Source organism: Paenibacillus sp. RC84, from assembly GCF_041260495.1.
Lineage (GTDB): Bacteria > Bacillota > Bacilli > Paenibacillales > NBRC-103111 > Paenibacillus_F.
On sequence record NZ_JBGBYL010000009.1, the window covers coordinates 101,310 to 124,067 of the forward strand.

24 protein-coding genes are annotated in these 22,758 nt (G+C 55.1%); 15 read left to right on the top strand and 9 right to left on the bottom strand.

The window, feature by feature from the left end; all coding sequences use genetic code 11:
• Window positions 1-16 precede the first annotated feature (16 nt).
• Window positions 17-217 carry a YwbE family protein gene (locus ABH899_RS20380; protein WP_369999957.1) on the bottom strand — a complete coding sequence of 67 codons (201 nt, stop codon included), beginning with the start codon at window positions 215-217 and terminating at the stop codon, window positions 17-19.
• Between the two features lie 12 nt (window positions 218-229).
• The gene (locus ABH899_RS20385) at window positions 230-1,183 is read right to left on the bottom strand and encodes an RluA family pseudouridine synthase (RefSeq protein ID WP_369999960.1); all 954 of its coding nucleotides are present in this window, start codon (window positions 1,181-1,183) and stop codon (window positions 230-232) included.
• Window positions 1,184-1,387: 204 nt separating this feature from the next.
• On the opposite strand from ABH899_RS20385, the gene ABH899_RS20390 reads away from it, so the two are divergent.
• Complete coding sequence (locus ABH899_RS20390) at window positions 1,388-2,359, top strand: ABC transporter ATP-binding protein (RefSeq protein ID WP_009672206.1); 972 nt, start codon at window positions 1,388-1,390, stop codon at window positions 2,357-2,359.
• Entirely contained in the window at window positions 2,356-3,456 is a 1,101-nt protein-coding gene (locus ABH899_RS20395; RefSeq protein WP_009672118.1) for an ABC transporter permease, read from the top strand. The genes ABH899_RS20390 and ABH899_RS20395 overlap by 4 nt, the downstream gene beginning before the upstream one ends.
• 98 nt (window positions 3,457-3,554) lie before the next feature.
• Here the strand turns inward: ABH899_RS20395 and ABH899_RS20400 are convergent, their stop codons facing one another.
• Window positions 3,555-4,268, bottom strand: coding sequence for a stalk domain-containing protein (locus tag ABH899_RS20400; protein WP_369999965.1), 714 nt, complete (start codon window positions 4,266-4,268; stop codon window positions 3,555-3,557).
• A gap of 188 nt (window positions 4,269-4,456) precedes the next feature.
• On the opposite strand from ABH899_RS20400, the gene ABH899_RS20405 reads away from it, so the two are divergent.
• Together ABH899_RS20405 and ABH899_RS20410 are read left to right on the top strand one after the other, a co-directional pair.
• A complete protein-coding gene (locus ABH899_RS20405; RefSeq protein WP_369999968.1) occupies window positions 4,457-4,717 on the top strand; it encodes a hypothetical protein in 261 nt (86 codons plus the stop codon).
• Window positions 4,718-4,820: 103 nt separating this feature from the next.
• Window positions 4,821-6,602, top strand: a complete 1,782-nt coding sequence (locus ABH899_RS20410) for a B12-binding domain-containing radical SAM protein (RefSeq protein ID WP_009672137.1) — start codon at window positions 4,821-4,823, stop codon at window positions 6,600-6,602.
• 350 nt (window positions 6,603-6,952) lie between these two features.
• On the opposite strand, the gene ABH899_RS20415 is transcribed toward ABH899_RS20410, so the two are convergent.
• Entirely contained in the window at window positions 6,953-7,930 is a 978-nt protein-coding gene (locus tag ABH899_RS20415) for a LacI family DNA-binding transcriptional regulator (protein WP_369999972.1), read from the bottom strand.
• Window positions 7,931-8,167: 237 nt separating this feature from the next.
• On the opposite strand from ABH899_RS20415, the gene ABH899_RS20420 reads away from it, so the two are divergent.
• A complete protein-coding gene (locus ABH899_RS20420) occupies window positions 8,168-8,977 on the top strand; it encodes a Cof-type HAD-IIB family hydrolase (protein WP_369999975.1) in 810 nt (269 codons plus the stop codon).
• Between the two features lie 125 nt (window positions 8,978-9,102).
• On the opposite strand, the gene ABH899_RS20425 is transcribed toward ABH899_RS20420, so the two are convergent.
• Genes ABH899_RS20425 through mnmL form a run of 3 tightly spaced genes read right to left on the bottom strand, consistent with a single transcriptional unit; the run spans window position 9,103 to window position 11,651 of the window.
• Window positions 9,103-10,068: a type I phosphomannose isomerase catalytic subunit gene (locus ABH899_RS20425; RefSeq protein ID WP_369999978.1), complete on the bottom strand. Its 966-nt coding sequence runs from the start codon at window positions 10,066-10,068 to the stop codon at window positions 9,103-9,105.
• A complete protein-coding gene (gene mnmM / locus ABH899_RS20430; RefSeq protein WP_369999981.1) occupies window positions 10,065-10,670 on the bottom strand; it encodes a tRNA 5-(aminomethyl)-2-thiouridylate-methyltransferase MnmM in 606 nt (201 codons plus the stop codon). The genes ABH899_RS20425 and mnmM overlap by 4 nt, the downstream gene beginning before the upstream one ends.
• A gap of 12 nt (window positions 10,671-10,682) precedes the next feature.
• Window positions 10,683-11,651, bottom strand: coding sequence for a tRNA modification radical SAM protein MnmL/YtqA (gene mnmL, locus ABH899_RS20435; protein WP_009672097.1), 969 nt, complete (start codon window positions 11,649-11,651; stop codon window positions 10,683-10,685).
• Between the two features lie 159 nt (window positions 11,652-11,810).
• On the opposite strand from mnmL, the gene ABH899_RS20440 reads away from it, so the two are divergent.
• From ABH899_RS20440 to trmB, 3 genes are all read left to right on the top strand, one after another.
• Window positions 11,811-12,407, top strand: a complete 597-nt coding sequence (locus ABH899_RS20440) for a WGxxGxxG-CTERM domain-containing protein (protein WP_369999984.1) — start codon at window positions 11,811-11,813, stop codon at window positions 12,405-12,407.
• Between the two features lie 93 nt (window positions 12,408-12,500).
• Window positions 12,501-12,686, top strand: a complete 186-nt coding sequence (locus ABH899_RS20445; RefSeq protein WP_369999987.1) for a hypothetical protein — start codon at window positions 12,501-12,503, stop codon at window positions 12,684-12,686.
• Between the two features lie 165 nt (window positions 12,687-12,851).
• Window positions 12,852-13,583, top strand: a complete 732-nt coding sequence (trmB, locus tag ABH899_RS20450) for a tRNA (guanosine(46)-N7)-methyltransferase TrmB (protein WP_218228924.1) — start codon at window positions 12,852-12,854, stop codon at window positions 13,581-13,583.
• Here the strand turns inward: trmB and ABH899_RS20455 are convergent.
• Window positions 13,580-14,716 carry an MGDG synthase family glycosyltransferase gene (locus tag ABH899_RS20455; protein ID WP_369999990.1) on the bottom strand — a complete coding sequence of 379 codons (1,137 nt, stop codon included), beginning with the start codon at window positions 14,714-14,716 and terminating at the stop codon, window positions 13,580-13,582. The genes trmB and ABH899_RS20455 overlap by 4 nt on opposite strands.
• A 55-nt stretch (window positions 14,717-14,771) precedes the next feature.
• The gene (locus tag ABH899_RS20460) at window positions 14,772-15,299 is read right to left on the bottom strand and encodes a phosphatase PAP2 family protein (protein WP_009672199.1); all 528 of its coding nucleotides are present in this window, start codon (window positions 15,297-15,299) and stop codon (window positions 14,772-14,774) included.
• A 340-nt stretch (window positions 15,300-15,639) separates the two neighbouring features.
• Here ABH899_RS20460 and ABH899_RS20465 point away from each other — a divergent pair, with 340 nt between their 5' ends.
• The 7 genes from ABH899_RS20465 (at window position 15,640) to ilvN (ending at window position 22,699) form a co-directional block, all read left to right on the top strand.
• Entirely contained in the window at window positions 15,640-16,812 is a 1,173-nt protein-coding gene (locus ABH899_RS20465) for a glycosyltransferase family 4 protein (RefSeq protein ID WP_369999993.1), read from the top strand.
• A gap of 414 nt (window positions 16,813-17,226) precedes the next feature.
• On the top strand, window positions 17,227-18,456 hold the full coding sequence (locus ABH899_RS20470; protein ID WP_009672028.1) for a glycosyltransferase family 2 protein: 1,230 nt from the start codon (window positions 17,227-17,229) through the stop codon (window positions 18,454-18,456).
• A 280-nt stretch (window positions 18,457-18,736) separates the two neighbouring features.
• A complete protein-coding gene (gene infC / locus ABH899_RS20475; RefSeq protein WP_036740165.1) occupies window positions 18,737-19,237 on the top strand; it encodes a translation initiation factor IF-3 in 501 nt (166 codons plus the stop codon).
• A 59-nt stretch (window positions 19,238-19,296) separates the two neighbouring features.
• The gene (rpmI, locus tag ABH899_RS20480) at window positions 19,297-19,497 is read left to right on the top strand and encodes a 50S ribosomal protein L35 (RefSeq protein ID WP_009672104.1); all 201 of its coding nucleotides are present in this window, start codon (window positions 19,297-19,299) and stop codon (window positions 19,495-19,497) included.
• A 44-nt stretch (window positions 19,498-19,541) separates the two neighbouring features.
• A complete protein-coding gene (gene rplT, locus ABH899_RS20485) occupies window positions 19,542-19,901 on the top strand; it encodes a 50S ribosomal protein L20 (RefSeq protein WP_009672035.1) in 360 nt (119 codons plus the stop codon).
• Window positions 19,902-20,466: 565 nt separating this feature from the next.
• Window positions 20,467-22,209 (top strand): biosynthetic-type acetolactate synthase large subunit, encoded by a 1,743-nt coding sequence (ilvB, locus tag ABH899_RS20490; RefSeq protein ID WP_009672153.1) that lies wholly within the window; start codon window positions 20,467-20,469, stop codon window positions 22,207-22,209.
• 1 nt (window position 22,210) lies between these two features.
• A complete protein-coding gene (gene ilvN / locus ABH899_RS20495) occupies window positions 22,211-22,699 on the top strand; it encodes an acetolactate synthase small subunit (RefSeq protein WP_009672217.1) in 489 nt (162 codons plus the stop codon).
• The last annotated feature ends 59 nt before the right edge of the window (window positions 22,700-22,758 follow it).

A 22,758-nucleotide genomic window follows, 5' to 3' on the forward strand; every position in this document is an offset into this window, starting at 1 on the left:
GCTTTACAATAGGGTTTCAGGGCTCTTGTACAATTTCCTGGACTCGTCCGACCTGGCCGTCCGTCAGTCTGACTTTGATGCCGTGGGGATGATTGGGCGAATTCGTCAAAATATCTTTCACGATTCCGCGCGTCCGTTTGCCGGTACGCTGATCCTGCTTGAGCACAATGTCGACGGTCAGTCCGGCATGGATATTTTTTCTCGATTGTCCGTTCATGGGATTCTCCTTTTATGAAGTGGGTTTGCTGGCGAAAACCCGCAGAAACTTGCCCGGGATTTGGGTCTCGAACCGCATCGGCTGTCCCGTGGAAGGATGCTCGAACGCGATGACCCGTGCGTGTAAACCGAGCCGGCCGATCGTGTTTTTCACGGAGCCGTACTTCTTGTCGCCGACAACCGGATGGCCGATGTCCTGCATGTGGACCCGGATCTGGTTTTTACGGCCCGTTTCGAGCTGAACTTCAAGCAGGGAGTAGTCGGAGGAAGCCTGCAGCACTTTATAGTGCGTGACCGCCTTCTGTCCGCCGTTATCCACGGGGCTGGAATACATCAGCAGCGTTTTGCTTTCTTTCAGCCAGGAGACGATCGTGCCTTCGGGCTTCTTGACCTTTCGTTCGACGAGGGCTACGTAGGAACGCTCGTGCACGGCCTCCTGCCAGGCGGTTTGAAGCGTCTGCTGGGTTTTCTCGTTCTTGGCGAAAAGCATAACGCCCGACGTATCCCGGTCCAGCCGGTGGACGACGAAAATACGCGCTTTCGGGTCTTTTCTGCGGACATGCTCGGTCAGCTGCCAATAGGCGGTCAATTCCTTCTCGTCTCCGCCGGAGATCGAAAGAAGGCCCGCTTCTTTATTGATAACCAGAAGGTCCTCGTCTTCATGCAGAATGTGCAGTCCGATCGGTTTCTCCTCTTCGGTAACGACGCTCCACTGAACCGTAACGCGGTCGCCGGGCTGGAGAGGATGGTCGTGGCGGGTCGTTTTTTTGCCGTTCACGGACACTTGGCCTCTGGACAGAATGCCCTTAACGGTGTTCCTTCCTTTATTCGCAAGCTTTTCAAGCAAAAATTTCATCAGTTCGGACGGCTCCCCAATTTCGAATTGAGTCGGTTCTTTGTCCGTTTTCGGGGCGGCCGGCCTGGCCGGTTTCGTTTTGGAGTTAAAAGGGGGACGCTGTTTTCGCATAGGTTGGCTCCTTCGGATCTTCTATCCATTTACTATAGCGCATTGGGGAATTATTTTCATCCCGCCCGGGCTCGTGATAACTGCCTGATCGAGTGATATAATGGAAAAGCTGGAATTCCTTTTGGGAAAATGAACGCGAAATTCGTACTTGGTTCGGCATGCCGGAACAAAACGTACATAAAAATGGAAAAAAGGAGGCTGGGAATGCCGCAGACGGACGGATTATCAGACGAAATTCTCATTGATGTGGACGGGCTGGTCAAAACGTACGGAAGCTTCACGGCCGTTAACGGCGTGCGCTTCCAGGTGCGCAAGGGAGAGGTGTTCGGGCTGCTCGGTCCCAACGGTGCGGGCAAGACCACGACCATCGAAATGATGGAAGGGCTGCGCAAGCCCGACGGGGGAACGGCGCGTATTGCGGGGTACGACACCATCCGGGAGCTTCGCAAGGTCAAGGAAGTGATCGGCGTTCAGCTGCAATCGACCTCCTTGTTCGATCTGCTGAAGGTGCGCGAGATCGTGGAGATGTACGCCAGCTTCTACCCGAAATCGGTGCCTGTCGGCCCCCTGCTCGCGGATATGACGCTGGAAGAGAAAGCGGGTGACCGCGTGAAGCACCTGTCCGGCGGACAGAAGCAGCGGCTCGCCATCGCGATCGCGCTGGTCAACGACCCGCAGGTGCTGTTCCTGGACGAGCCGACCACGGGTCTCGACCCGCAGGCGCGGCGCACGCTCTGGGACATTATCCTGCGCCTGAAGGAGAAGGGCAAGACCATCGTCCTGTCCACGCATTACATGGACGAGGCGCACGTGCTGTGCGACCGGATCTGCCTGATCGACAAGGGGCAGGTCGTCGCGCTGGATACGCCGGCCAACCTGGTGCGCAGCCTTCAATCGGAGAACGCGATTGAATTCCGGCTGCCCCAGGCGGAGTCGGCTTCCCCGCGGGAGCGGACGGAGCTGACGGACACGCTGCGCAGGCTCCAGGGCGTGAAGCAGGTGGAGCTTGCCCGCGACACCCTCGTGCTGTACACCGACCATCTCCAGCAGTCGCTCACCGGCCTGATCCGGGAGGCGGAGCTGCGGGGCTGGAAGCTGACGGATCTGCTGACACGGACAGCCACGCTGGAGGACGTGTTCATTCACATGACAGGAAGGAGCCTGAGAGAAGAATGAAAGCGTACCTTCAATTGACGCTCGCACAGCTCCGGATTTTTATCCGGAACAAGCAGGTGCTTCTCTGGTCTTTTCTGTTCCCTGTCTTCTTCATGGTCATGTTCGGCACGTTCTTCGGAGGGGGCAGCAGCATGTCCATCAACGGAGTCGTCATCGACCAGGACCGGTCGGCCCAGTCGGCTCAATTGGTCGGCGCTCTGATGAAGACGCCTGCCATGAAGCTCAAACAGGAGGAGCACACGGCTCCGGGGCTCCAAAAGCTCAAGGACGGCAATCTTCAGATGGTGGTCGTCATCCCCGCCGGATACGGCAACAGACTCGATGCCGCCGTCAAGGGGGGAGAGGCCTCCTCCGTCAACGTTTACTATGACCAGACGAACATGATGACCGCCGAGCTCGGCAAAACCGTCGTGGCCCAGGTGGCGGACGGCATCTCCAAAGAGAAGACCGCCTACAAGCCGGCGATAACGGTCAAAGCGGAAGGCGTTCAGGCGCTGAAGCTGTCGTATATCGACTTTCTCGTTCCCGGCATCGTGTCGATGATGATCATGTCCAACAACCTCAACGGTGTGGCGGGACAGATCGCCTCCTGGAGGGAGAGGGGCATTCTTCGACGGATGCAGAGCACCACGCTGAAGTCGTCCACGTTCATCGCCTCGCAAATCACGGCGAGGCTCTTGCTGAACGGACTGCAGGCGGTAATCGTTCTGCTCATCGCGTCCGTCATCTTCGGAACGAAAGTGAACGGCTCGTGGGGGCTGCTTCTGCTTTTCGTTATTCTCGGCACGCTGGCGTTTATGTCGGTCGGTTTTATCGTCGCGTCGCTGGCGAAAACACCGGAAAGCGCCGGACCGATCGCGGGTTTTATTTCGTTCCCGATGCTCTTTCTGGGGGGCGTCTTCTTCTCGGCGGACAGCATCCCGTCTTTCCTCCAGCCGGTCGTGAACCTGATCCCGATCACGCATCTGTCGACGGCTATGCGGCAGGTCATGAACGTGGGGGCGGATTTAACCGTGCTGTGGCCGCAGGCCCTTATCCTCGGCGGCTGGATGGTCGTGGCTTTCGCAATCGCGAGTTTTACCTTCAAGTGGGAGTAAGGCGGACGTCATATAGGAACCGCCTGAATATAGAGCAAAGAACCGTTTCCGTAACAGGAAGCGGTTCTTTTATTGTTTTGATAAAAGGCTCCGTACATTCAGATCGGAAGAGCCAGATAAGCGATATCGATAATCTTTAACGTAAGAGGATCGATTGTATACTGCTGTTTGTATCGGTCTGTGAATGTCTTTCCGTCCAGGTTATATTCGATTTCTCCCTTAATGGTAACGATAGTTTTCCCGCCTGCGATCTCATGGGTGGCGATGATGTTGCGGTTCAGCTTCCGCAGGGGGAGATGGTCCCCCGGACGCGAGAGATAGCTGCCGTCGCTTTCTTTCATATAGCCGTAGTCGAAAAAGCGGGCGGCCAGATTCGGTCCGTAGACGGTTTCCAGCTGTTTCAACAGTTCTCCGCGGCCCTTCTCATCCAAGGTTCCTTTATCCGGCTGATAAAGCGTGTCAAACGTCCATTGCTCCACGGCACCGTAATAATCTTTGGCAGCGACGGAGAGATCTTCTTTTGCGGCCGATGGCTTGGTCTTGTGAATTTCCGCTTGTTTGAGCGAATCGTTCCAGGTCACGGAAGCTCCGAGCAAATCACCCAACGATTTCAGGGGGACATACGTGCTGCCCTCGTAATTTAGCAGGGGAAGATCGGGAGAGCTGTATGTCTGCCCGTCAACGGTTACCGGATAGGTCGCCGCTTGAAGAAGATAGTCGATTACAGGCCTGGCCCACACATCTGTCTGGGAGAATAGCGTTCCGATCAGAATGCCTCCCGTTAAATAAAAAACCGGCTTTTTGCTTTTCATAATCAAATCCCTCCTGAATTTTCGGTCCGGCCGCTTTGAAACTTTAGACTGCACGGACAGGAGAAATGTTTCAATAAAAGAAAAATATGTATGCTTTGCGATTTACGGTTTCTCCAAACGGTATGACCCGGCGTCTAAAAGGGCAACCTGATACCTAAATGACAGCGCTTTAAAAGGAGGAGACGCCCATGATCTTGTACCAGCTTACCCAATGGCTTCAGGAGCATACCAGCATCCGCAAGGCGATTCAGCAGGAGGCGGGGGACCCCGGTGAACTTATGCAGCGCAAGGAACAGGTGGAGCGGCAGTTGATGGAACAGGCGAAGCGGTGGAGGAACGTGTACGCCGATGTGCCTGCCCTGCCCGCCGCCGATCAGTTTCCTTCCTGGTCTTCCGAGACGGGCGCCGGGTGGGAGGACACAGAGCCGGAATTCGACACGCCGCGCTGACAAGGCGCATGCGCCCGTATCCCTCCGCTTTGTCAATTCGGCGGGGTTCGTGTAGAATAAGAACGATCCTTGATTTTATTGATAAAAGAGGTTGTAAACGACCATGAATATCGTTCTTGCCACATTGAACGCCAAATACATTCATACTTCGCTGGCTCTGCGGTACCTGAAGGCATTCAGCGAGCCCGAATTTCCGATTGATATCGTGGAGTACACGATCAAAGATCCGGCGATGAACATCGTTTCGGACTTATACGGCAAAAATCCCGACGTGCTCGGTTTTTCATGCTACATCTGGAACATTGAAGAAACACTCCGCGTCATCCGCATGATCAAAAAAATCCGTCCCGATCTGACCATCGTACTCGGCGGACCGGAAGTTTCCTACGATACGGAGGAATGGATGCGCACCGTTCCGGAAGTGGATTTTATCGTTATGGGCGAAGGGGAAGAGACGTTCAAGCATTTCCTTCAGGAGCTGTCGACTACGCGGAAGTTTCATTTCGTGTACGGCATCGCGTACCGCAAAGGGGAAGAAATTATTTTGACCCCCGGCCGTCCGAAGCTGGACCTGAATGCGATTCCTTCTCCACACCGGTTCGAAGAAGATCTTAAGGACCTCGGGAACCGGGTCGTTTACTTCGAAACGAGCCGGGGCTGCCCGTTCTCATGCCAGTTCTGCCTATCCTCCATCGAGGTGGGGGTGCGCTATTTTGATATGGAGCGGACGAAGTCCGAAATCCTGTATCTCATAGCGAACGGAGCCAAACTTATTAAGTTTGTCGACCGGACGTTTAACATTAAGCGGGATTACGCCCTGGAAATTTTCCAGTTCCTGATTGACAATCATCAGGGCTGCGTGTTCCAGTTCGAGATTACGGCCGATATTATGCGGCCCGAAGTGCTGGATTTCCTCGCCGAGAACGCGCCTCCGGGAATTTTCCGCTTCGAGATCGGCGTCCAGTCCACGAACGATGAGACGAACAACCTGGTGAAGCGCCGCCAAAATTTCGCCAAGCTTACCCGCACGGTGACGAAGGTGAAGGAAAGCGGCAAAATCGACCAGCATCTGGATCTGATAGCCGGCCTTCCCGAGGAGAACTACGACTCCTTCCGCAAAACGTTCAACGACGTCTTCGCGCTGGGCCCCGAGGAGCTCCAGCTCGGGTTCCTGAAAATGCTCCGGGGAACCGGTCTGCGCATCGATGCGGCTAAGTACGGCTATATTTTCATGGATCAGGCGCCCTATGAGATTCTGGGCAACGACATTCTGCCGTTTACCGACCTGATCCGGATCAAACGTGTAGAAGACGTGCTGGAGAAATACTGGAACGCCCACCGCACGGACCATACCGTGAATGACCTGATTGCCTCGGAATTTTCTTCGGCATTCGATTTCTTCCAGGAGTTCGGCGATTACTGGGAGGAAAGAGGCTGGCAGAAAATCGGCCACCAGCTGGAAGATTTATTCACCCGGCTTCATGCTTTCCTGACTTGGCGGGGCACCGAACGGATGGACGTTATCGAAGGGCTGATGAAGCTTGATTATTTCCTGAATCATAAATACAAGCCGCGTAAAATCTGGTGGGATTTCAAGCTGGACAAAGCCGAACAGAGCGATTATTTAAAAAGAGCCGCGGATCGTCCGGATGAAGTTTCCGGCAATTTCAGCGAGCTGCGCATGGGCGAAAAGGACCTGCACAAGCATGCCGTCATCGAAGTGATCCCGTTCGACTTGCAGCGCTACCTGCAGGACGGCTCGCTCGATACTTCGGCGGAATCGCTGCTGCTGGCCGTGTACCGGCCGGAAGCGGGCGGTCGGCCGTCCGTGTATTCGATGCCGCTGGGCCGCGCATCGGCGGCGTCCGCGTCTGCCGGGAACTGAGCAGCCGCACGGCAGAAAGGCTCCCGCCCTCGTAACGAGGGGGCGGGAGCCTTTTTTTGCGCACAGGCTTCGTAGTGAGGCGATGCGCTCGGTTCCTGTTGCCGGATTTATCACGTATCCGATGTTAGGAACCTCACGCGGCCGGGTAATGGCGGCTGGTCCGGGTCCGCCACCAGCTTCCCGGGGCGAAGCCGCACGATGCGCGGCAACTTCGCCCCGGGCGCCTGTCGCAGCTCGCCGCGCCTCCGAGGCTGCCGCCGCACTGCCGGGCTCCTGCCGAGCGGAAGGGCGGCAAGACGGGCGCCGACGGCATGCCGCTCCGTGCCAAGCCCGGCACTCTTGAAGCGGCGCTACACGGTCGCGCGTTCAATGAGGCGGAACGGCAGCTCCCGGTGTTCCACGGGGCTGGTGGGGTCCTGCAGCCGCTTCAGCAGCAGGGAGAAGGCAGTGCGCCCGATTTCGACGAGCCGGTTGTCGATCGTGGTGATATCGAACAGCTGCGCAATCGGGTGGTTGTCGAAAGAGACGATCGCCAGATCCTCCGGTACGCGGAGGCCGTTTTTGACCGCCTCGCTGATGATGCCGGCGGCTACCTGGTCGCCCGCCACGAGCAGAGCGGTCGGACGCTCCTCCATGTCCAGGATGCCGCGGACTACCTCCGCTCCGTCTTCGATGGAGTAGATCTGGTAGAACATCCACTCCTCCCGGACGGGAACACCCGCCGAAGAGAGGGCGTCGGAAAAGGCGCGCCGCCGGTTCCGGCTGTTAAAGCTGTGTCCCCGTCCCAGGCAGTAGCCGATGCGGGTATGCCCTTTTTCCAGAAGAAGCTGCATGGCCAGCCGGAAACTGCCGTAATGATCGATATGGACGGACGAGATCCGGTCGCTCTCGATATATTCGCAGGCAATGATCGGTCCGAACTGCGAGTAAGCCTCGATGACTTCCCACTCCAGGGATCGGGAACAGATCAGCAGGCCGTCGATCTGTTTGATCTTTAGCATGTTCAACAGCTCGGTCTCTTTATCCGCCGCATAGTTCGTCTGGCTGACGAGCAGATGTACATTGGCTTCCAGCGCCTCCTGCGCGATTCCTTCCATAATGCTGTTGAAGTAGGGCAGATTAAGGTAGGGGATGACCACCCCGACCATGTTCGTTTTGCCGGTGATGAGATGAACCGCATTCACATTGCGGGAATAGTTAAGGCGGTGTACGACTTCCTGTACAGCCGCGCGTTTGGCTTCGCTGACGTAAGGATGGTCGTTGAGCACGCGGGAAACGGTCGCTACGGAGACTCCGGCCAGTCTGGCAATGTCCTTGATGTTGGCCATAGGTCCGGCCTCCTTTCTGTCCTCAGTTTAAAGCAGCCCGATCGTCCGCGTCAAAAATTTCGGGAGAGAGACTTGACGTGAAAAGCATTTCATACTTTACGCTTAATTCGCAAGCCTTCACGTCTCCGTCCGGCGTAACCTCCGGGGCGTTACGGATGAGGCGAAGGGCTTCTTATCAAGACCTTGATACCTCGACACATTTTTAGAACGAACTTATACCGGAAGGGGTACAGAGAGATGGAGAGAGCGATCGTATTTTTTGATATCGACGGGACTTTGCTGGATGAAAATAAACAGCTTCCCGCATCCACCCGCAAAGCCGTCAGGCTGCTGCAGGAACGAGGCGTGTTTACGGCCATAGCGACGGGGCGCGTACCGTCCATGTTCAAGGATGTGAGGGAAGAACTCGGCATTTCGTCCTACGTGTCCATTAACGGACAGTACGTGCTGTTCGAAGGCCGTGAAATTTATTCGAATCCGATGGATCCCGTGAAGCTTGCGGAACTGGTCCAAGCGGCGGACGAGCAGGGCCATCCCCTGGCGTACTGCGGCCACCCCGAGACCCGCGTAAGCAGCTCGCATCCGCATGTAAAGGAAAGCTACGATAACCTCAAGATTCCGTGTCCGGAAGCCGATCCGGAGTTTTACAAACATTCTGCGGTATTTCAGGGACATTTATTCTGCGACGCCGAAGCCGAGAAACTGTACGCCGAGCGGTACCCGCATTTTCAGTTCATCCGCTGGCACGAGCATGCTCTTGACGTTCTGCCTGCCGGAAGCTCCAAAGCGATCGGCATTCAGGAAATGCTCAAAGCCGTCGGAATTCCGAACGAGAATTGTTACGCTTTCGGCGATGGGCTGAACGATATTCAGATGCTCACCAGCGTAGGAACGGGAATCGCGATGGGCAATGCGGCCCCCGAAGCGAAAGCCGCGGCGGATGTGGTCACGGACTCGTGCTCCGAAGACGGCATTCTCAAGGGACTAGTCCGGGTAGGGCTGCTTCCCGAAGAGGCTCTGGAGAGCCTGGGCGAACATGCCCGTTGAGATCTTCCGTCTCGTACAACGCTAAAAAGCCTCCTTCCTTTCCGTGCGTCGGCACGGAGGGAAGAAGGCTTTTTTTATGTTCGGCCGCAGGGGCTTATCTATAGGCTAAGAGCGATGCCTCGGGCCTAAGGCAGATAAGAGCGCAGCACCGTCTGGCTGCCGCTTAGCGTGTAACCGCCCAGCGTGGCCGGGAGCAGGAAGCAGTCGCCCGGCTTCATCGCCAGAGAGCCGTCCGCCCATTCCAGCGAACCGCTGCCTTCGCAGGCGATCAGCAGCGTGAAGCTTTCCGGTGTCGTGGACAAGTTCCACGGAGCGGTTACGATGCCTTTTTCCACCACGAAATAAGGGGAAGCGGCCAGCTCCAGCCATTCGTTCGGTGCAGCGTCCATCGTTTTCATGAAAGTGGCGCCGGCCTTTCCGAAGGCGATGACGTTCAGGGAATCTTCGATATGAAGCTCCCGCGGCTTGCCGTCGAGTCCGGGGCGGTTATAGTCGTACAGACGGTAAGTCGTGTCCGAGTTTTGCTGGATTTCCGCTACCAGCACGCCGGAGCCCAGCGCATGGACCGTACCCGAAGGAATATAGAAGCTGTCGCCCTTCTCGGCCTCCACGGACATCATGGTATCGAGAATGCGATCCTCTTGAACGGCTGCTTGAAATTCGGAACGCGTGATTCCATCCTTCAGCCCGTAAATGATCTTGGCTCCGGGTTTTGCGTCCAGCACGTACCACATTTCGGTCTTTCCAAGCTCGCCCTGCGCGAGGTTCTCATAGTCATTGCCGGGGTGCACCTGAACGGAGAGGTCGTCGTTGCAGTCAAGCAGCTTGACGAGCAGAGGAAAACGTCCGTTTCCGGCGGAAGTGCCTTTCGTACCGAACCATTCGGCGCCCAGCTTTTCCCGGACTTCGTCCAGGCCGAGGCCTTTCAGTTCTCCATTTGTAACGGTAGAGGTGCCGTTCGCATGATCCGCGATCATCCAGCCTTCGCCGACATGGCCTTCGGGAATCTCGTAGCCGAATTCCTCCAGGGCGCGGCCGCCCCATACACGGTGTTTAAAATCGGGTTGAAAATGAATCGGGTAAGGTTTCATTTCAGTACTCCTCTCGGTTTCTTTTTCTCTATACCAATCAAGTAAGGCGACCGTGCCGCACTGTTGATAAACCGGTAGCAGAGCACGCTCCACTTCTCCTGGGGAAGCGCGGCGGCCCAGCTTTCGACCGCCTGCGCCTCGGAAGCTCCGCCATCGTGGCCCGGATACAGGGCGATGGTGAGGATGCCGCCTTCGCGCAGAAGTAGGAGCGCGGCTTCCAGAGCGGGCAGCGTGGAAGCCGGCACGGTAATAACCCCGGGATCTGCGCCGGGCAGATACCCAAGGTTGAACATGACGGCGGCCGTCCGTCCCAGGCAGTCGTTCGGGACAGCGTCCGCCATGTCGGCATGGCTGCGCAGCAGAAGCGAGACCCGCTGCGCGCCGCCGGAGCCGTCCAGCTCGCGTTCCAGCCGCGTACGGGCCGTATCCAGCGCCTGCGGCTGGATATCGAAGCCGTACACGCGGCCGACGCGGCCGACGAGCCTGGCGAGGAAGAGGGTGTCCACTCCGTTGCCCACGGTGGCATCTACCACCGTATCGCCGGGGCGGACACGTTCCTCGATCCATTTATGCGCGCAGCTCAGAATGGAGAGAAATCCCATGGCGGCCTCCGCTTATACCGGTCCGGCGGGGGTTGCGGGCGTCCAGAGCTTCCCCTGCCAAGTATCCCGGCGTTTGAGCTCGGCGTCGATCGCGTTCAGCACTTCCCATTTCTTCAGGCTCCACATGGGGCCGATGAGCAGATCGCGCGGCGCATCGCCGGTCAGCCGGTGAACGATCATTTCCGGCGGGAGCAGCTCGAGCGTATCGACGATGAGCTTGATGTATTCATCCTGCTCCAGGAAGCGCAGCAGGCCCGCTTCATACTGCTTCACCATCGGCGTTTTGCGCATCAGGTGGAGCAGATGGATTTTGATGCCCTGCACATCCATGGCGGCGACGGCTTTCCCGGTCTCGATCATCATGTCATCGGTTTCCTGAGGCAGTCCGTAAATAATATGCGCACACGTGCGGATGTTGTGTTTTCTCAGCTTGGCGACCGCTTCCGTGTAGCACTGCGTGTCATGGGCCCGGTTAATAAGGGTCGACGTGCTTTCGTGAATGGTCTGAAGGCCCATTTCGACCCACAGGTAGGTGCGCTCATTAAGCTCGGCCAGATATTCCACGACATCGTCGGGCAGGCAGTCCGGCCGCGTGGCGATGGAGAGCCCTACAACGCCGGGCTGTTGAAGAATGACTTCGTAATACTCCCGCAGCTCGTCCACGGGCGCGTAAGTGTTGGTGTAGGCTTGAAAATAGCCGATGTACTTCGCATCCGGCCATTTCTGGTGCTGGCGGTCCCGGATCGTGTTAAATTGCGTCACCAGGTCGTCGCGGCGTCTTCCCGCAAAGTCGCCGGACCCTCTTGCGCTGCAGAACGTGCAGCCTCCGGTAGCGATTTTGCCGTCCCTGTTCGGGCATGTGAAACCCGCGTCCAGCATGACTTTAAATACCTTCTCGCCGAACTGGCGGCGCATCTCGTAATTCCATGTATGAAACCGTTTATCCCCCCACAGGAGAGGCTCGGTTGTAATTGCGTTCATGAGGCTTCAGTACTCCTTTTTCAATCTGACTTTTCCTATTGTAGCCCAAAACAAAAGGGAATGCACCCCTTCCTCTGCCAGTATGTACCCCGTTTAAAGCAACCCGGGCCGGACATCCTAAGGGAGCAATAAAACAACTGCTTTGAAAGGGGACTGTCCATGAAAAAGCTTCGCTATGCTACGCTTGCTGTTGCCCTGACTTCTATGCTTACGGTGGGTGCCGCGCACGCCAGCACGTTGGGAACAGGTTCGACAACAGGAACGACCAACACGACGGTGACCGGCACGACGACTCCGGGGACAACCATGAACGGTGTTAACCCGAACGCCACAGCACCGGATCAGTTGAACCGCGCATACAGCACGGGCCGTAACGCCGTAACAGGTACGGTAGGCGCTGTAACCGGCGGTGTGACCGGTGCCGTCACCGGTGCCGTAAACGGCGCAGCAACGGGTGCGGCGACAGGCGCAGCGACAGGCACAACCAGCGGCGTGAATACCTACGGTACGGGTTATAACGGCAACACGGGCACGTACGGAACGACCGGTACGGTCGGTACCAACGGCAACCGTATGATGGACCGCATGAGCACGACGGGCACCAACAACCGCGGTGCTTACGACACGTCCACTTACCGTACGTACGGAACGACCCGCAACAATACGAACTGGGGCTGGCTCGGTCTTCTCGGCCTCGTCGGTCTGGCCGGTCTGGGCGGACGCAACAAAAGAGAAAACGAAATTCATAACCGTTAATCCACGGGAAGCAGAAGGGCATCTCTTTTGGAGATGTCCTTTCCCGTCTTTTTAAACGAAATTGTTAATTCGCTGACAGGGAGGTGAAAAGAGATGCTGACTTTGACCCGCAGCGGCGACCTTCAGGGGCAGGAAACGACTGGAATCACGCTGGAGCTTACCCCGAAAGAAGCCATGATTCTGGCGGGAACCTCAAATTTTGCTTACGAAGCCCGGGCCGCGGCCGAAGCGCGCCGCAAAGTACGCCGTCAATTGGATGCCGTTTTGATTAACCGCTGACGCTTTTGGCCGGATAGAGCGTTGATTTTTAACGTTTCCGGGGCTTGCCGGATGCTTATTTTTCTTTGCATTTTCCGGGGGAATCGTCTATTATTTGAAGCATGTTTCCGTGATCCCACAGGGAATGGCTGCAGGTGACCGGATAAGGATTAGGGGAGGTAAGCAATGCGTTTAAGAGGAAGAAAAGGCATCCGGGAAGCAATCGAGAAGCAGCGCGATCTCATTGTTCTGGAACCGGCTTTATATAAAGGAAAGTGGGCGGAAGTGTTCGGGAACGGCAATCCGATTCATGTGGAGCTCGGGATGGGGAAAGGCCAGTTCATCAGCGAAATGAGCCGGCGCAATCCCGGGATCAATTTCATCGGGGTAGATATGTACGATGAACTGATCCGCAGAGCGAGCGAGAAAGTCCGGATCGCGCACGGTATCGAGGAATCGGCCGTGGATGTATCGCTTGAGAACATCCGGCTTGCTCTGTTCAATATCGAACGGCTGGAAGAAGTTTTCGACGAGAATGAACTGGAGCGGATTTATCTGAATTTCAGCGATCCGTGGCCCAAGAAGAAACATGCCAGACGCCGCCTGACTCATGCGGGCTTCGTCCATAAATACAAACACGCGCTTAACGAGCGCGGCGAAATTCACTTCAAAACGGACTCCAGATCCTTGTTCGAATTCTCGTTGAATTCTTTTGCGGATCTGGATCTGAGAATGCGGAACATCTCTCTCGATCTGCACGGCGGTTTCGAGGAAGGGTTTAATCCGGATCACGTCATGACGGAGTACGAAACGAAATTTGCCAAGCAGGGCATGAACATACACCGTGTGGAAGTGGTGCTCGGGTCCCGGGCTCTTGCCGAACACGTGGAACGCCTAAAAGAAGAACAGCAGTCCTAAACGGACTGCTGTTCTTCTTTGTGTATAAGCGTCATGATGACTTGAGAGTAGTCCGTTTGGAACATATTGCGGCAGCTTTCCCGGATATCTTCCCGCATCCGCCGCATTTCGTTTCCGCGTTCCGATAAACCTTTGAACCACAAGCGGATGGTTTCTTCCGACAAAATGGATTCCCCGAAGCCGTTTTCCGTGAAGAACAGCAGATTTTCCTCTTCCTGTCCCGGTATAGGCTTGTGGAAGAGCATCGGAATGCCTTTGGCCAAACCTTCCGTGCAGGTCATTCCGCCCGGCTTGGTCACCAGCAGATCCGAAACTTCCATCAGTTTGTCGACTTCGTTCGTAAAGCCGAGCAGCTTCACGTGAGGATGAAGGAACCGCGGGTCCTCCTGGCATTTCGCCAATGCCTTCTGATTGCTGCCGAAGCAGAAAATAAGCTGAACCCGGTCGCGCCAGCGGAGCATTTCGTCCAGAACGGTGTCGCCCCCGATGAGTCCCCATCCCCCTCCCATGACGAGCACCGTAGGAATGGAGGCCAGCTCGAACCGGCGGCGTATTTCCGTCTTGTCGTGAGGCTGGCGGAAACCGGGATGCACCGGAATGCCGGTGATTTCGATCTTGTCGCCGGCCACTCCGCGGTGGAGCAACTTGTTTTTGACTTTGTCGGAAGACACGAGATATTTGTTGACTTCCGGCGAAATCCAGGTGCCGTGCACGTCATAGTCCGTTATGACCGTGCATAAAGGCACAGACAGTCCGGCCCGTTTCAGACGAGATACGACGATGCTCGGGAACGGGTGCGTGCAGACGATAGCGTCCGGACGCAGTTGGGTGATGATCTGGGCCGTCTGGGCGTAAAAGATCCGGTGAAGCGCCATTTGCGTGATGGGATTCAATGATTTTTTGTATTGGAAGCGATAAAGCTTTCCGTATAATTTCGGCTGGGAATGAAGCGTTTTGCGATAGGCGGAAAAAATCCATCTGGCTAACGTGGGGTGAAGGAAAGCGCCGAGTTCCAGAACGCGCGTCTGGATGCCTGGATACAGCTGCCGCATATTTTCGGAAAGGGCGTAAGCGGCCTGGGTATGTCCGGCACCGAAGCCTTCGGATAATAGCAGTACTCTTTTTTTGCGCAAGTCTATTCACCTTTCCTTCTTATCCATGAATTTCCATCCTGTTACCATACTCAATTTAAGGCCACAGCGCAACGGAGGCAGCAGCCGCTCCCGAGCCGATTACCGCGCCGGCCAGGCAATCGCTGGGGTAATGAAGCCCGAGATACATGCGGGACAGAGCGACCAGCAGGGCGAGCGGAATGAGGACGAAACCTAGAACGGGCATGTGGGCCGCGAACGGGACGATCACAGAGAAGATGGCGGTCGTATGACCGGATGGAAAGCTGTGGTCCTGCAGCGGATTTCGGCCGGTCCTCGTATTGGGCACAACCAGATACGGGCGTCTGCGAGGGTACAGCTTTTTGACGATGGCTACCGGAATATGGCTTATCGCAAGGGCGGCAAGCGCCTGAATGCCGGCGATCTGCCAGACTCCTTTTCCGAATAGGGACAGGAGCAGCGTGATCGCAATGGTGGCAGTCGCTCCCCCGAGATGAGTAAGCGTCCCGAGGATACCATCCAGTATGGTGTGCCGGAACCGCTGGTTGACATAGAGAAACATGCGTGTTTCGTGCCGGTGCATCCAATGAACGACTTTGCTCATGATGATGCCTCCTTCCCTGATAGCTAACAACCGTAGTGTACCTGTTAATTCTTAACGAGAACGAGTGCTAATTCTTAAGAAAGGTTTAATTTTTCATGGATTTTCTTCGTTTCTAATTTTGACGAGGAATTCCCTCGGACACCTTCAGTATAAAAGCATTTTGTTAGCGCAGTATCAACGGAGGCCGCGCCGGATATTTACAAGTTATTAACCGGGTTATGACTTTTCAAAGCTTTCTCGTTAACAAACGCCCTATACAATCGAGAAGAGAAACTCCTCGGAGCGCAGCGGACTGCAGTTTCCGGGGGGCATCCGAGCTGTGGAAACGGAGGGCTGTCTTATGAGAGTCGCGTTATTTACGGATACGTTTCTTCCCGATGTCAACGGGGTCGCCAAAACGCTGGGACGCTGGGTCCGCTACCTGGAGTCCCGTGGAGCGGTGTGCCGCGTATTTGCGCCTGCGGCCGGGGAGGCCGGAACCTCGGGCATCCGGAGTGTGGAACGATTTTACAGTATTCCTTTCTCATTGTATCCGGATTGCAGAATGGCGATACCCAATCCCCTGCTGGTCGGCAGGATGCTCAAGGAATTCCGCCCGACCCTCATCCATCTGGCGACGCCGTTTAACCTCGGCCTGACGGGCCTCCACTACGGGAAAAAGCACCGCATCCCCCTGGTCGCCTCCTATCACACGCATTTCGACCAGTATTTGGCGCATTACCGCCTCCAATGGATGGAACCGATGCTCTGGAAATATCTGCTTTGGTTTCACCAAAACTGTGTAAAAATATATGTACCCTCGCCTTCGACCGGTAAAATACTCCATACAAAAGGGCTGACGGGTATCGAATTATGGGGGCGGGGCATCGATACGGCCGAATTCCGCCCTCATACGGACAGGCGGAAAGTTTTGCATAAGCACAACCTTTTGCCCGCTAAATTCGTATTACTCTATGTAGGACGCCTCGCGCCCGAAAAAGGTTTGGATGCGCTGGTGCGCGCCTTCGCCAATCTGCCCGAAGTTTTCCGCGCGAAGTGCGCGCTGATTCTTGCGGGAGACGGCCCCATGCGGGCGGAGCTGGAGAAGCGGCTGGCCCCGTACCCGGACGTCCGCTTCTGCGGCTTCGTGGAGGGCAGGGAGCTGGCGGAGCTCTACGCGGCCGCCGACGTATTCGTGTTCCCGTCCGCCTCGGAAACGTTCGGCAACGTGGTGCTGGAGGCGATGGCGTCGGGAACGGCCGTCGTCGGTGTAAACGCCGGCGGAGTGGCGGATAACGTCAGGCATGGGTATACCGGCCTGCTTTGTCCGCCTGACGATGCGTCCGCTTTGGCCGGGGCGGTGCAAAGGCTTTACGAAGCCCCCGAACTGCGTCGAAAACTGGCGCTTGAGGGCCGGTCGCACGCGCTTACCAGGAGTTGGGACTCAATTTTCGCAACCCTATACGAAAGCTATAGGGAGGTTGCGGGAGATGCCGGCGGCGGAGCCCGAAGGGCGGCAGGCATCGTGAAATAAGCGCCGCGCCGGGATAGTCCGTCCAAGTTGTTTTGGCCCTGCGGCTCGATTATAATGGAGCAGACGGCCTGGCCCGCCGAAAATTAAAATCAAAAAAAGGCCCGCAAACTTGGAGTTTTACAGAGGCCAAAGTCACAAAAAAGTAGAAAACCGGGGGAAGAAGCCGCAATCGCACACGAGAACGAGCGCCGATTACTTTACTGGGGTCTTTTCGCGCTAAAATGTTCGAACCGACCAAATAGTCCATTAATAGGGTTTTGACAAAAGCATGGAAACCCGTCACAATCAAGAACGATTGCATTGGCTTCTACACAAAAATGATTACATTGGCTTCAATTGGAACAAAATGGGTTACATACAAAGCGATAAATATAAAAACAGACTTTGTTGTGAACATTAAAAGGGGGGTTTACGATGCTGGATACAATTTTGCTGGTCTTGCAAATTGTATTGGTGTTATTCGGGGCTTATCAGTTGTTTCTAACATTCTTTGGCTGGAAGCGTCCGAAAAAGAAAACGCAGCATCCGCCGCAGAAATCATTCGCAGTTCTGGTAGCGGCGCATAACGAAGAAGAAGTAGTAGGGGCCTTGCTCGAGAACCTGAAGCAGCTCGACTATCCGAAAGAGCTGTACGACGTTTTCGTCATTTGCGACAACTGTACGGACAGCACCGCCGATATTGTGCGCAGCCACGGACTGTATGCGTGCGAGCGCAACAACCCGAATCTGCGGGGCAAAGGGTACGCCATCGAATGGATGCTCAAAGAGCTGTGGAAGCGTCCGCGCCAGTATGACGCCGTCGTGATGTTCGACGCCGACAACCTCGTCGGCCACGACTATCTGCGTCATATGAACGACGACCTGTGCAGCGGTTCCCAAGTCATCCAAGCTTATCTGGACACCAAGAATCCGAACGATTCCTGGGTTACGGCTTCCTACGCCATCTCGTATTATTTCGCGAACCGCTTCTGGCAGGTTCCGCGTACGAATCTGGGCCTCGCCAACTATCTTGGCGGTACAGGCATGTGCTTTGAGTCGAACCTGCTGAAGCAGATCGGCTGGGGCGCGACGAGCCTCGTCGAAGACCTTGAGTTTTCGATGCGCTGCGTAAAGCTCGGCGTTAAGCCGACGATGAACTACTACGCGAAAGTCTACGACGAGAAGCCGCTGACGTTCAGAGCGTCCGTCAAACAGCGCCTGCGCTGGATGCAGGGACACTTCGACGTCTGCCGCCGCTATCTGTTCCCGCTCCTGTGGCAGGGACTTAAAGAGCGCAGCTGGACCAAAATCGACGCCGCTTTCTATTCGGCTAACGTATATAACTATTTCTTCGGTTCCATCTTGAGCGTGGCGATCTGGATCAAAGCCATCGTACCGGGCGGAACGGACATGAATCTGTACGAATTGGCTCCGATTGTCAACGTCCTGGCCATCTCGATTTATGTGATGCTGCCGATCTCGTTGTTTATCGAGAAGGCGTCCGGCAAGACCTACAAGTACCTGATCGCTTATCCGATCTTCATGCTGTCTTGGTGGCCGATTACCGTATACGCGTTCTTCACGCAGAACAACAAGCAGTGGAGCCATACGAAGCATACGCGTGTTATCCGCCTGGAAGAAGTGCAGAGCAAGCAGGTCAGCTAACTTACTTACGGGAATTCGAGCAGAATAAAGTTGACTTGTCTTCTCCGGAGTGGTATAGTAGTACGAGTGATTGCACAACTGCATATTTTTAAAAGAAGAGGCGCCCGCTTCTCACCTGACCGATTCCGTCGGCTGGTTACGATGAAATAACGTCAACGTTTTGTTTTTATGTGACAAACGAACCGTGGGGATGTGGGCTGTTAGCCTGCATCCCTTTTTTATGTCCTTGCAACAAGCTTGGAAACAATGGTTGGAGGTGGAGAATATTAGTAAAGATCACATGGTTAACGATGAGATTCGCGCGAAAGAAGTCCGTTTGATCGGGCCCGAGAGCGAACAGCTCGGCATTAAACCGATTCGTGAAGCGCTCCAAATGGCGATTGACGCCAACTTGGATCTGGTGAACGTAGCGCCAACGGCTAAACCGCCGGTATGCCGCATCATGGACTATGGGAAATACCGTTACGAGATGCAGAAGAAAGAAAAAGAAGCCCGCAAGAACCAGAAAATCGTGGACATCAAAGAAATTCGCCTGAGCGCTACGATCGACGAACATGATTTCCAAACGAAGCTGCGCAATGCGGTTAAATTTTTGAATGACGGTGACAAAGTGAAAGCTTCCGTACGTTTCCGCGGCCGTGAGATTGCTCACGCCGAGAACGGAAGGAAAGTACTGCAGCGTCTTGCAACCGAAACTGAGGAGATCTCCAGCATGGAGCGCGCTCCTAAGCTCGAAGGACGCAGCATGATCATGATCTTAACACCGAAAGTAACAACCTAAATTTCTGGGCGCGTGTAAACGCGCCCTGCCTATGAATTTTATTTGAGGAGGACTTCCAGATGCCTAAGATGAAAACCCACAGCAGCTTGAAAGGCCGTTTTAAAATTACCGGTACCGGTAAAGTGAAAAGATACAAAGCTTACAGAAACCACCTGCTCAGCGGCAAATCCGGCCGTCAAAAGCGCGTACTCGCTACAAATCCGGTTATGGCTCCTGGCGACGTTAGACGCCTGAAGCAAGGTCTTGCACAAATTAAGTAATCACTTCGTTTCCATTACCCAAAATCGTTTAGGAGGTCATCATTATGGCAAGAGTCAAGGGCGGATTCACATCCCGTCGTCGTCATAAAAAAGTTCTGAAACTCGCAAAAGGTTATTTCGGTTCCAAACACCGTCTGTTTAAAACAGCTAATGAGCAGGTAATGAAATCCCTGCTTTACGCATACCGTGACCGTCGTACGAAAAAACGCGATTTCCGCAGATTGTGGATCGTGCGTATTAACGCGGCTGCTCGCGTAAACGGACTTAGCTACAGCAAACTGATGCATGGTCTGAAACTGGCCGGCATCGAAGTTAACCGTAAAATCCTGGCTGATCTGGCTGTCAACGACGCTAAAGGCTTCGCTGATCTGGCAACGGCTGCAAAGCAAAAAGTGAACGCCTAAACCGGCGTTTTCCGAATCGTCATGCGTGATAACCTCGCATGGCGATTCTTTTTTTGTCAGAGCTTGTAAACCGGGCTTACAATTATTTTAAAGAAAAGTTGTTGACTATAGAGAGCGGCGTGCATATAATTATCTCTAAATCAATATTCTAAATTGTAAGACTCATCAGAAATCGGCTATGAAGAGGACGAAGTTATAAGGGCCCTTATGCTCAGAGAGCGATCGGAAACGCTGAAACCATCGCCATAATCCCTTTGTACGAGCTCACCTCGGAGCTGTTTTCCTGAAAAGCAAGCGGGCTGGTTAAGCCTTAACGCTTGGTGATTAGGGAGAATCGGAGCGGCACACGTTACCGTGCCAAGTGTGCATTATGTCTGACATAATGTAACCTGTTAAGGTCCTGTGCCGCGAGGCGCACGACAAACTAGGGTGGTACCACGGAAGAATTCAAACCCCTTTCGTCCCGTATGACGCCGGAATTCCGGCGCCGGGAGGATTGGGGTTTTTTGCATGCTGCCATGCGTTGATTTTAAAAAAATGGAAACGAAACGAGAGGAGGATTCTCATGAATGTGGGGACAGCCAAAAGGTCTAAAGAGGAATTGATGGAAGCGATGCGCAAGCCGGAACTGATTAACGGTTCGGAAATCTTGCTGCGGAGCCTGGTGCTCGAGGGTGTGGAATGCGTCTTCGGTTATCCCGGAGGCTCGGTACTTTATATTTACGACGCTATGCATGGATTCTCCGATTTTAACCACCTGCTGACGCGGCACGAGCAAGGCGCGATTCACGCGGCGGACGGTTATGCGAGATCGACTGGCAACGTGGGGGTTTGCATCGCGACGTCGGGTCCGGGGGCAACCAACCTGGTAACCGGAATCGCAACGGCGTTCATGGACTCCGTACCGCTTGTCGTCATCACTGGCAACGTAGCGACGACGGCGATTGGTACGGATGCCTTCCAGGAAGCGGATATCACGGGAATCACGATGCCGATTACGAAGCACAGTTACCTGGTACGCGATGTGAACGACCTGCCGCGGATCATTCACGAGGCCTTCTTCATTGCAAATACGGGACGCAAAGGCCCGGTGCTGATCGATATTCCGAAGGACGTATCGGCACAGACGGCCATGTTCCACCCGGCAAGCGAAGTTAACATCCGCGGTTACAACCCGACGGTTCATCCGAACAAGCTGCAGGTAGAGAAGCTGATCAAGGCGATCGAAGAGGCGGAACAGCCGCTTATCATCGCCGGGGGCGGAGTCGTTTACTCCAACGCATCCAAAGAACTGCTGGAGTTTATCAACAAGACACGGATTCCGGTCACGACGACGCTTCTCGGTCTTGGCGGATTCCCAAGCGCTCACGAATTGTGGGTCGGAATGCCGGGCATGCACGGCACGTACACGGCAAACCAGGCGATCCAGAATGCGGATCTGCTGATCTCGATCGGCTCCCGCTTCGACGACCGGGTGACGATGAAGCTGGACGGCTTCGCGCCGAAGGCGAAAAAAATCGCCCACATCGACATCGACCCCGCCGAAATCGGCAAGAACGTGAAGACGGACATTCCGGTTGTCGGCGATATCCGCTCCGTGCTTGAATACGCCAACACGAAAGCGAAGCCGGCCAAATCGGAAAACTGGATCGCGCGGCTTCAGGAGAACAAGCGGAACTTCCCGCTGAAGTATAAAGACTCCGACACGGTGTTGAAGCCGCAGTACGTGATCGAGATGATCAACGAAACGACCAAAGGCGAAGCGATCGTGACGACGGACGTCGGCCAGCACCAGATGTGGGTAGCCCAGTACTATAAATTCCAGCATCCGCGCTCCTGGATCTCCTCGGGCGGCCTGGGCACGATGGGCTTCGGTTTCCCTTCCGCCATCGGAGCGCAAATGGGCAATCCGGATAAGCTGGTCGTCTCGATCAACGGGGACGGCGGCATGCAGATGTGTTCCCAGGAACTCGCCATCTGCGCCATCAACAACATTCCGGTCAAAATCGTTGTCATCAACAACCAGGTGCTCGGCATGGTCCGGCAGTGGCAGGAAATTATTTACGACAACCGGTACAGCCATATCGACCTCGCGGGAAGCCCGGACTTTGTCAAACTGGCGGAAGCCTACGGCGTTAAGGGTCTGCGGGCCACGAACAAAGAGGAAGCTCAGCGGGCTTGGCAGGAAGCTTTGGATACGCCGGGGCCGGTTCTAATCGATTTCGTGGTTGCCAAGCACGAGAATGTGTTCCCGATGGTAACGCAAGGCAGCACGATCAGCGAGATGTTGATGGGGGAGGACGACTAATATGATCACGAAACATACCATATCCATTTTGGTTAACAATCAGCCCGGCGTCCTCCAGCGGGTATCCGGCTTGTTCGGCCGCAGAGGATACAACATCGAAAGCATCACGGTGGGAGAGTCCGAAGAAGCCGGACTCTCCCGGATGGTGATCGTCACCGAAGGCGACGACAATACGCTGGAGCAGATTTCGAAGCAGCTGTACAAATTGATCGATGTGATCAAAGTGATCGATCTCAGCAAAAATCCGATGGTCGCCCGGGAGCTCGCATTGATCAAGGTCAATTCGGAGCCCGCCCAGCGTCCTGAGATTCTCGGCATCGTGGACACATTCCGGGCCGCCGTAGTCGATATCGGCCCAAGCTCCCTGATTGTCCAGACAATCGGCGATTCCGAGAAAATCGACGCGATGATTGAACTGCTCCGTCCTTACGGAATACGCGAGCTTTCCAGAACGGGCGTTACGGCGATGATCCGGGGCGCTATCAAGTAAAGCGGTCGGATACCGCCGGACTTTTTAACCTTCTACCTTCATTCTTCGTTCTTTGCGGA

Bases quoted from the DNA above. Each gene is read 5' to 3' on its own strand.
- ABH899_RS20380 (WP_369999957.1), bottom strand. From the start codon at position 217: ATGAACGGACAATCGAGAAAAAATATCCATGCCGGACTGACCGTCGAC.
- ABH899_RS20385 (WP_369999960.1), bottom strand. From the start codon at position 1,183: ATGCGAAAACAGCGTCCCCCTTTTAACTCCAAAACGAAACCGGCCAGG.
- ABH899_RS20390 (WP_009672206.1), top strand. From the start codon at position 1,388: ATGCCGCAGACGGACGGATTATCAGACGAAATTCTCATTGATGTGGAC.
- ABH899_RS20395 (WP_009672118.1), top strand. From the start codon at position 2,356: ATGAAAGCGTACCTTCAATTGACGCTCGCACAGCTCCGGATTTTTATC.
- ABH899_RS20400 (WP_369999965.1), bottom strand. From the start codon at position 4,268: ATGAAAAGCAAAAAGCCGGTTTTTTATTTAACGGGAGGCATTCTGATC.
- ABH899_RS20405 (WP_369999968.1), top strand. From the start codon at position 4,457: ATGATCTTGTACCAGCTTACCCAATGGCTTCAGGAGCATACCAGCATC.
- ABH899_RS20410 (WP_009672137.1), top strand. From the start codon at position 4,821: ATGAATATCGTTCTTGCCACATTGAACGCCAAATACATTCATACTTCG.
- ABH899_RS20415 (WP_369999972.1), bottom strand. From the start codon at position 7,930: ATGGCCAACATCAAGGACATTGCCAGACTGGCCGGAGTCTCCGTAGCG.
- ABH899_RS20420 (WP_369999975.1), top strand. From the start codon at position 8,168: ATGGAGAGAGCGATCGTATTTTTTGATATCGACGGGACTTTGCTGGAT.
- ABH899_RS20425 (WP_369999978.1), bottom strand. From the start codon at position 10,068: ATGAAACCTTACCCGATTCATTTTCAACCCGATTTTAAACACCGTGTA.
- mnmM (WP_369999981.1), bottom strand. From the start codon at position 10,670: ATGGGATTTCTCTCCATTCTGAGCTGCGCGCATAAATGGATCGAGGAA.
- mnmL (WP_009672097.1), bottom strand. From the start codon at position 11,651: ATGAACGCAATTACAACCGAGCCTCTCCTGTGGGGGGATAAACGGTTT.
- ABH899_RS20440 (WP_369999984.1), top strand. From the start codon at position 11,811: ATGAAAAAGCTTCGCTATGCTACGCTTGCTGTTGCCCTGACTTCTATG.
- ABH899_RS20445 (WP_369999987.1), top strand. From the start codon at position 12,501: ATGCTGACTTTGACCCGCAGCGGCGACCTTCAGGGGCAGGAAACGACT.
- trmB (WP_218228924.1), top strand. From the start codon at position 12,852: ATGCGTTTAAGAGGAAGAAAAGGCATCCGGGAAGCAATCGAGAAGCAG.
- ABH899_RS20460 (WP_009672199.1), bottom strand. From the start codon at position 15,299: ATGAGCAAAGTCGTTCATTGGATGCACCGGCACGAAACACGCATGTTT.
- ABH899_RS20465 (WP_369999993.1), top strand. From the start codon at position 15,640: ATGAGAGTCGCGTTATTTACGGATACGTTTCTTCCCGATGTCAACGGG.
- ABH899_RS20470 (WP_009672028.1), top strand. From the start codon at position 17,227: ATGCTGGATACAATTTTGCTGGTCTTGCAAATTGTATTGGTGTTATTC.
- infC (WP_036740165.1), top strand. From the start codon at position 18,737: ATGGTTAACGATGAGATTCGCGCGAAAGAAGTCCGTTTGATCGGGCCC.
- rpmI (WP_009672104.1), top strand. From the start codon at position 19,297: ATGCCTAAGATGAAAACCCACAGCAGCTTGAAAGGCCGTTTTAAAATT.
- rplT (WP_009672035.1), top strand. From the start codon at position 19,542: ATGGCAAGAGTCAAGGGCGGATTCACATCCCGTCGTCGTCATAAAAAA.
- ilvB (WP_009672153.1), top strand. From the start codon at position 20,467: ATGAATGTGGGGACAGCCAAAAGGTCTAAAGAGGAATTGATGGAAGCG.
- ilvN (WP_009672217.1), top strand. From the start codon at position 22,211: ATGATCACGAAACATACCATATCCATTTTGGTTAACAATCAGCCCGGC.